Annotated in this window: 1 protein-coding gene; it reads left to right on the plus strand. The window is 51.2% G+C overall.

Annotation, left to right across the window (positions count from 1 at the left end; genetic code table 11):
- Positions 1–121: 121 nt before the first annotated feature.
- The coding region (gene srfAA / locus AR442_RS00775; protein WP_060557604.1) for a surfactin non-ribosomal peptide synthetase SrfAA at positions 122–7,739 on the plus strand (7,618 nt) is incomplete at its 3' end.

Genomic DNA, 7,739 nt, shown 5'->3' on the forward strand with positions numbered 1-7,739 from the left:
ATCGGGATCGTTTTTGGAGGTAAGTGGTTCTTTTGGCTTGAGAATGAGTTAGGGACATAGAGGGAGGCTGTTTCTAAGGGAGAATTGACAACTTTATCTTAAAAAGGGGAGGCGCACACATATGGAAATAACTTTTTATCCTTTAACAAATGCTCAAAAACGTATCTGGTATACAGAAAAATTCTATCCGAACACAAGCATTTCAAATCTAGCCGGTTTCGGGAAACTCATTTCTGAAGACGGCGTACAGGCTCATTACGTTGAGAAAGCGATACAGGAATTCGTCCGGCGGTATGAGTCGATGAGAATCCGTCTGCGGCTTGATGATGAGGGGGAGCCCGTTCAATATGTGAGCGAATACCGTCCGCTCTCTATCGGGCACACGGATATCAGGCAAGCCGGCTGCTCTGCGGACGAGCTGTCCAAATGGGGGCGTGAAGAAGCTGGCAAGCCTCTGGCGTTATATGATCAGGATTTATTCCGTTTTTCCGTGCACACGATCAGTGAAAATGAGGTCTGGTTTTACGCTAATGTGCATCACATTATTTCAGACGGGATTTCCATGACAATTCTGGGCAATGCGATTACTGATATTTATTTGGAGCTTTCAGGCGGGACAAGTGAGGAACAGACGGAGATTCCTTCTTTTATTGAGCACGTGCTGACAGAGCAGGAATATGTGCAGTCGAAGCGGTTTAAAAAGGATCGGGATTTTTGGAACGGGCAGTTTGAGACCGTGCCGGAGCTTGTGTCCCTGAAACGGAGCCAGGCAGATGCGGGTCTTAATGCGAAACGGTTTTCTCAAGAAATTCCTCACGACTTATATGGCCGCATTCATTCATTCTGCGAGGAGCATAAAGTCAGCGTACTGTCTCTGTTCCAGTCAGCTCTGATCACTTATCTCTACAAAGTGACCGGCCGTGATGACGTTGTCACGGGTACGTTTATGGGAAACCGGACGAATGCGAAAGAAAAGCAGATGCTCGGGATGTTCGTATCTACGGTGCCTGTGCGGACAAGCGTTGACGGAGGACAGTCGTTCTTGGAATTCGTTAAAGGCCGGATGAAGGATCTGATGAAAATTCTCCGCCACCAAAAGTATCCGTATAACCTGCTTGTCAATGATTTGCGCGCTTCGAAAAGTTCGCTGAGCAGATTGTTTACGGTGGCTCTGGAGTACCAGGTGATGCAGTGGCAGAAAAAAGAGAATCTGTCCTTCCTGACAGACCCTATTTTCAGCGGAAGCGGTACAAATGATATTTCAATTCATGTGAAGGAACGATGGGACACCGGGAAATTGACAATTGATTTTGACTATCGCAGCGACATTTTCAAGGGGGAAGAGATTGAATCTGTTTCTGAACGTTTGATCACGCTGATTGAAGATGCGATTTCATCTCCTGATCGCATAATTGATGAACTTACTCTTCTTTCTGAATCCGAGAAAGAGCGGCTGCTGAAACGGGCCTCCGGTAATCCGGTGAATTACCGCAAGGAGATGACGATTCCGGGGCTGTTTGAAGAGAAAGTGAAGTCACTGTCTGACAAACCCGCGGTTGTGTATGAAGGTCGAACATTGTCCTATCGCACATTGCATGAACAGTCAGGACGTATTGCCGGACGTCTTCTTCAAGCCGGGATATCAGCCGATTCTCCTGTCGCGGTGCTGCTTGGCCGTTCTGAGCGTGTCATTGCGGCAATATTGGGAATTTTGAAAGCGGGCGGCGCCTATGTGCCGATAGATCCTGACTTTCCGGCGGATCGGATTCAGTACATTTTGGAGGACAGCGGAGCGAAGGCTGTTCTGACGGAAGCCGGAATACAGGCGCCTGCAGCGGATGCCGAACGGATTGATTTTGACGAGGCTGTTCAGTATGAGACGGCTGCGGACGGTGTCAGCACACAATCAGACCGGCTGGCTTACATCATCTACACGTCAGGTACAACGGGGCGGCCGAAAGGCGTGATGATTGAGCACCGGCAAGTTCATCATCTGGTGCAATCACTGCAGCAGGAGATTTATCAATGCGGTGAGCAGACGTTAAGAATGGCGCTTTTGGCTCCGTTTCATTTTGATGCGTCCGTCAAACAGATATTCGCTTCGCTTCTTTTGGGACAGACGCTTTATATCGTGCCGAAAACGACTGTGACGAATGGCTCGGCACTGCTGGACTATTATCGTCAAAACCGGATTGAAGCCACTGACGGAACGCCTGCACATCTGCAGATGATGGTTGCGGCCGGAGATGTCAGCGGAATTGAACTCAGCCACATGCTCATTGGGGGAGAGGGCCTGTCCGCGGCTGTTGCTGAACAGCTGATGACGCTCTTTCATCAATCGGGCAGGACGCCGCGTCTGACGAATGTCTACGGGCCGACAGAAACGTGCGTAGATGCGTCCGTGCATCAGATGTCAGCCGATAACGGAATGAATCAACAGGCGGCGTACGTTCCGATCGGAAAACCGCTCGGCAACGCCCGTCTGTATATATTGGATAAGCACCAGCGGCTTCAGCCCGACGGCACGGCCGGTGAGCTGTATATCGCGGGTGATGGTGTAGGCCGCGGCTATTTAAATCTTCCGGATTTGACCGCAGAGAAGTTTTTGCAGGACCCGTTTAACGGAAGCGGCCGCATGTACCGCACGGGTGATATGGCGCGCTGGCTGCCGGACGGGACGATCGAATATATCGGCCGTGAAGATGATCAGGTGAAAGTCCGCGGCTACCGTATTGAGCTGGGAGAAATTGAAACGGTGCTCAGAAAAGCTCCGGGCGCGGCGCAGGCCGTCGTGCTGGCACGGCCGGATCAGCAGGGCAGCTTAGATGTCTGCGCATATATCGTTCAGGAAAAAGGAACCGAGTTTCACCCTGCCGAGTACAGGGAGTATGTGTCCAAGCACCTTCCTGATTACATGGTGCCCGCTTACTTTACAAAAACGGACGAAATTCCGCTCACGCCGAGCGGGAAGGCGGACCGCAAAAAGCTGTTTGCGCTTGATGTGCAGGCTGTCAGCTCATCCGAATATGCCGCGCCGAGAAATGAAACGGAGGAAATGCTCACCGTCATCTGGCAGGAAGTCCTCGGAATGGACAAGGCGGGCATTTATGATCATTTCTTCGAGTCAGGCGGTCATTCATTAAAGGCAATGACGCTTCTGACGAAAATTCATAAGCAAATGGGCGTTGAAATTCCGCTGCAATACTTGTTTGAGCATCCGACGATTGCGGCGCTTGCCGATTATGCGGAAAACCGAAACGAAGGACCGGCATTCAATGCAATTGAGCCGGCTGAGAAGCAGGCGAGCTATCCGCTTTCGCTCGCTCAGCAGCGGACTTATATCGCAAGCCAATTTGAAGACGCGGGAGTCGGATATAACATGCCGGCTGCGGCCATGATTGAGGGCGCTTTAGACCGTGAAAAGCTTGAGCGTGCATTTTCTGCCTTAATCAGCAGGCATGAAGCGCTCAGAACATCGTTTCAATCAGAGGACGGCACGCCGAGACAAGTGATTGGCGAGCATGTTCCGTTTCATATTGAAATGATCGAAGCGCGCGGAAGAACGAATGAACAGGTCATGAAGGACTTTGTGCGCCGTTTTGATTTATCTGAGGCGCCGCTGTTCAGAATCGGCCTGCAAACGCTCGGTCACAATCGTCATCTGCTGCTGTTTGATATGCATCACCTGATTTCTGACGGGGTGTCTATTTCCATCATGCTGAAGGAACTGGCTGACATCTACGGGGGAAATCAGCTGCCTGAATTGCGCATTCAATATAAAGATTATGCCGTATGGCAGGCGGAACGGGCGAAAGAAGGCTACAAGAAGGAGCGGGCGTACTGGAAAGAAGTCTTCAGCGGGGAACTGCCGGTGCTTCAGCTGCTCCCTGATTATCCGCGGCCGCAGGTGCAAAGCTTTGAAGGTGACCGCGTGTCCGTCAAGCTGTCGAAAATGCTGCGGGAACGGCTGCAGAAGCTTGCCGAGAAAAACGGAGCCACCCTTTACATGGTGCTGTTATCGGCATACTATACGCTGCTTTCTAAGTATTCAGGACAGGAAGACATCATTGTGGGAACACCATCAGCGGGAAGAAACCACTCTGATACCGAGGGGCTTATCGGGATGTTTGTCAACACGCTTGCGCTGCGAAGCTCCGTGAAGCAGGGTCAGACATTTGCCGGCTTGTTAGGTCATGTGCGCAAGCAGGTGCTGGATGCGTTTTCCCACCAGGATTATCCGTTTGAGTGGCTGACCGAGGAGCTGAACGTACCCCGGGACATGAGCAGGCATCCGATATTTGACACGATGTTCAGTCTGCAAAATGCTTCGGACGGAATTCCGGAGATCGGTAATCTGACGCTGGCTCTTTATGAAACAAACTTCAATATCGCCAAATTCGACCTGACCATGCAGGCCCGGGAAACAGCGGAAGGCATTGCGCTTGATTTGGATTATTGCACGAAGCTGTTTAAGCGCTCAACTGCGGATCGCATGCTTGCGCACTATGTCCGTCTGCTGGAGAGAGCGGCAGCTCAGCCGGATGCGAAAATCAGCGAATATGATCTGCTTTCTGAACGGGAGGCTTTGACTCAATTACAGCGGTTCAACCCGGAACGCACGGCATACCCGAAAGAGCAAACGATCGTGCAGATCTTTGAAGAACAAGCCCGAAAGAACCCTGACCGGACGGCTCTTCAGTTCGAAGGGGAAACCCTGTCGTATCAGCAGCTGAATGAACGCGCCAACAGACTTGCGCGGCATATTCTTTCGGTCGGAGGCGGCGGAAAAACCGCGGCTGTTCTGTGTGAACGGTCAATGGATATGATTGTTTCCATTATGGCTGTGTTAAAAGCGGGGTCCGCCTATGTGCCGATTGATCCTGAGCATCCGGTTCAGCGGATTCAGCATTTCTTCCGCGACAGCGGGGCGAATGTGCTCATGACTCAGCAAAGCCTCAAGCCGCTTGCGGAAAAGGCCGGTTTTCAAGGCGTCATTGTGCTTGCTGATGATGAGGCGAGCTATGAAAAGGACTCTCGCAATCCAGCATTGCCGTTTGATTCCAAAACGATTGCCAATCTCACTTATACATCAGGCACGACGGGAACGCCGAAAGGAAACATCGTCACACATGCCAACATTTTGCGGACGGTAAAAAACACGAACTATTTGACTGTTTCTGAAGAGGACACAGTGCTCGGTCTGTCAAACTACGTCTTTGACGCTTTTATGTTTGATATGTTCGGTTCGCTGTTAAACGGTGCAAAGCTTGTGATCGTCCCGAAAGATACGGTGCTGGATATGTCACGCCTGTCCCGTGTGATCAAACGGGAGAACGTCAGCATTCTGATGATTACGACGGCCCTGTTCCACCTGCTTGTTGATATGGAGCCGTCCTGTCTGACGACGCTTCGGAAAATCATGTTCGGGGGCGAAAGAGCGTCTGTAGAACATGTCAAAAAAGCGCTGGCGGCAGTCGGAAAAGGAAGACTGCTTCATATGTACGGCCCGTCGGAAAGCACGGTGTTTGCGACATACCATCCGGTGGATGTCATTGAAGAGGATACGCTCTCCGTTCCGATCGGGAAACCGGTCAGCAATACGGAAGTCTTTATTATGAACTCAGCCGGACGCATTCAGCCGGCGGGTATCGCGGGAGAGCTGTGCGTCAGCGGGGAAGGTCTCGTAGAAGGGTACTACAACCGTCCTGAACTGACGGAAGAAAAATTTGTAGAGCATCCGTTTAAGGAAGGTGAACGGATGTATAAAACGGGCGACTTGGCCAGATGGCTTCCGAATGGCGATATCGAGTTTATCGGACGTATCGATCATCAGGTGAAAATCCGCGGTCAGCGGATTGAGCTTGGCGAAATTGAGCATCAGCTCCAAAGCCATGACCAGATTCAGGAATGCATTGTGCTCGCTGTGGATCAGGGCGCGGGTGACAAACTTCTTTGCGCGTATGTTGTCGGCCTCCGAGAAATCTCTTCCCGGGAGCTGAGGGAGCATACGGCGAAGGATCTTCCGGCTTATATGATTCCGTCCGTCTTTATTCAATTGGATGAACTGCCTCTTACAGGGAACGGAAAAATCGACAGACGGGCGCTGCCGATGCCGGATGTGACCGCAGCGAATGCCGTGTCTTATACGGCGCCGCGCAACGAAACAGAACAAAAACTGGCGGATATTTGGGCTGAGGTGCTGCAAATGGAACGTGTCGGCGTCCATGATCAGTTCTTTGAGATCGGGGGCCACTCGTTAGCGGGGATGAAACTGCTGGCCCTTATCCAGAAGACATTCGGCGTGCAGCTTACCTTAAAGGATCTGTTCACTTCTCCGACGGCTGCGGGGCTGGCGCAGCTGATTGAAGGGGCTGAGCGGAAGGCGGCTGAGAGCATCACACCGGCGGCCGAGCGGGAAACGTATCCGGTTTCTTCACCGCAGAAGCGGATGTTCGTGCTTCAGCAGCTGGAAGGCGCTGAAACAAGCTATAACATGCCGTCTGTGCTCCGCTTAAAAGGAAAGCTTGATGCAGAAAAGCTGAAATCCGTCATGAAACAGCTGACAGAACGCCATGAAGCCTTCAGAACGACATTTGACATAAAGGATGGAGAAACGGTTCAGCGCATATGGGCGGAAGCTGATATCGACATGGAATATTATGAAGCCTCTGAAGAAGATGCTGAACGGATTATTCAGAGCTTTATCCGGCCGTTCCGCCTGGATCAGCTTCCTCTCGTCAGAACGGGACTGGTCAAGCTGGCTGAACATGACCACCTGCTGCTGTTTGATATGCACCATATCATTTCGGACGGCGCTTCAGTCGGCGTGCTGATAGATGAACTGTCCCGATTGTATGGCGGCGAAACGCTTGAGCCGCTGCGGATTCATTATAAAGACTATGCGGTATGGCAGCAGAAATTTATTCAATCAGAGCAGTACCGCAAGCAGGAGGAGCATTGGCTTCGGGAGCTTGACGGCGAGCTTCCGGTATTGACGCTGCCGGCTGATTACAGCCGTCCGGCCGTGCAAACCTTTGAAGGAGACAAGCTGGTCTTTTCTCTGACTGAGGAACAGACGTCGGCTCTTCGCAGTCTTGCGAAACAAACGGATTCTACCATGTACATGGTGCTGCTGGCGTCATACAGCGCCTTTCTCTCAAAACTGAGCGGACAGCATGACATCATTGTCGGCTCGCCGGTTGCGGGACGGTCACATGCGGATCTCACAAACGTCATCGGTGTTTTTGTGAATACACTCGCGCTTCGTACGTATCCGGAAGCGGACAAAACGTTCACGGACTATCTTAAAGAAGTGAAACAAACCGCTTTACATGCATTTGACGCGCAGGATTATCCGCTTGAAGACCTTCTGCAAAAGGTTGAGGTGCAGCGTGATACGAGCAGAAATCCGCTGTTTGATGCGGTATTCTCAATGCAAAATGCAAATGCGGAAAATCTGGTCATGGAAGGAATTGAGCTGAAGCACCATCCGTTTGACAGAAAAACAGCCAAGTTTGACCTGACAATGACGGCTGAGGACACAGACGAAGGCTTAACGTTTGTGCTTGAATATAACACCGCGCTGTTTAAACCGGAAACGGCAGAGACATGGAAGCATTACTGGCTTCAACTGTTAGAAGCCGCAGCGGAAAATCCGGCCGCGAAGCTTTCTGAGCTTTCATTGGTGAATAAAACAGAAAAACAAGCCCTCCTTGACGCATGGAAAGGAAAAACAATTT

Source organism: Bacillus velezensis, from assembly GCF_001461825.1.
Lineage (GTDB): Bacteria > Bacillota > Bacilli > Bacillales > Bacillaceae > Bacillus > Bacillus velezensis.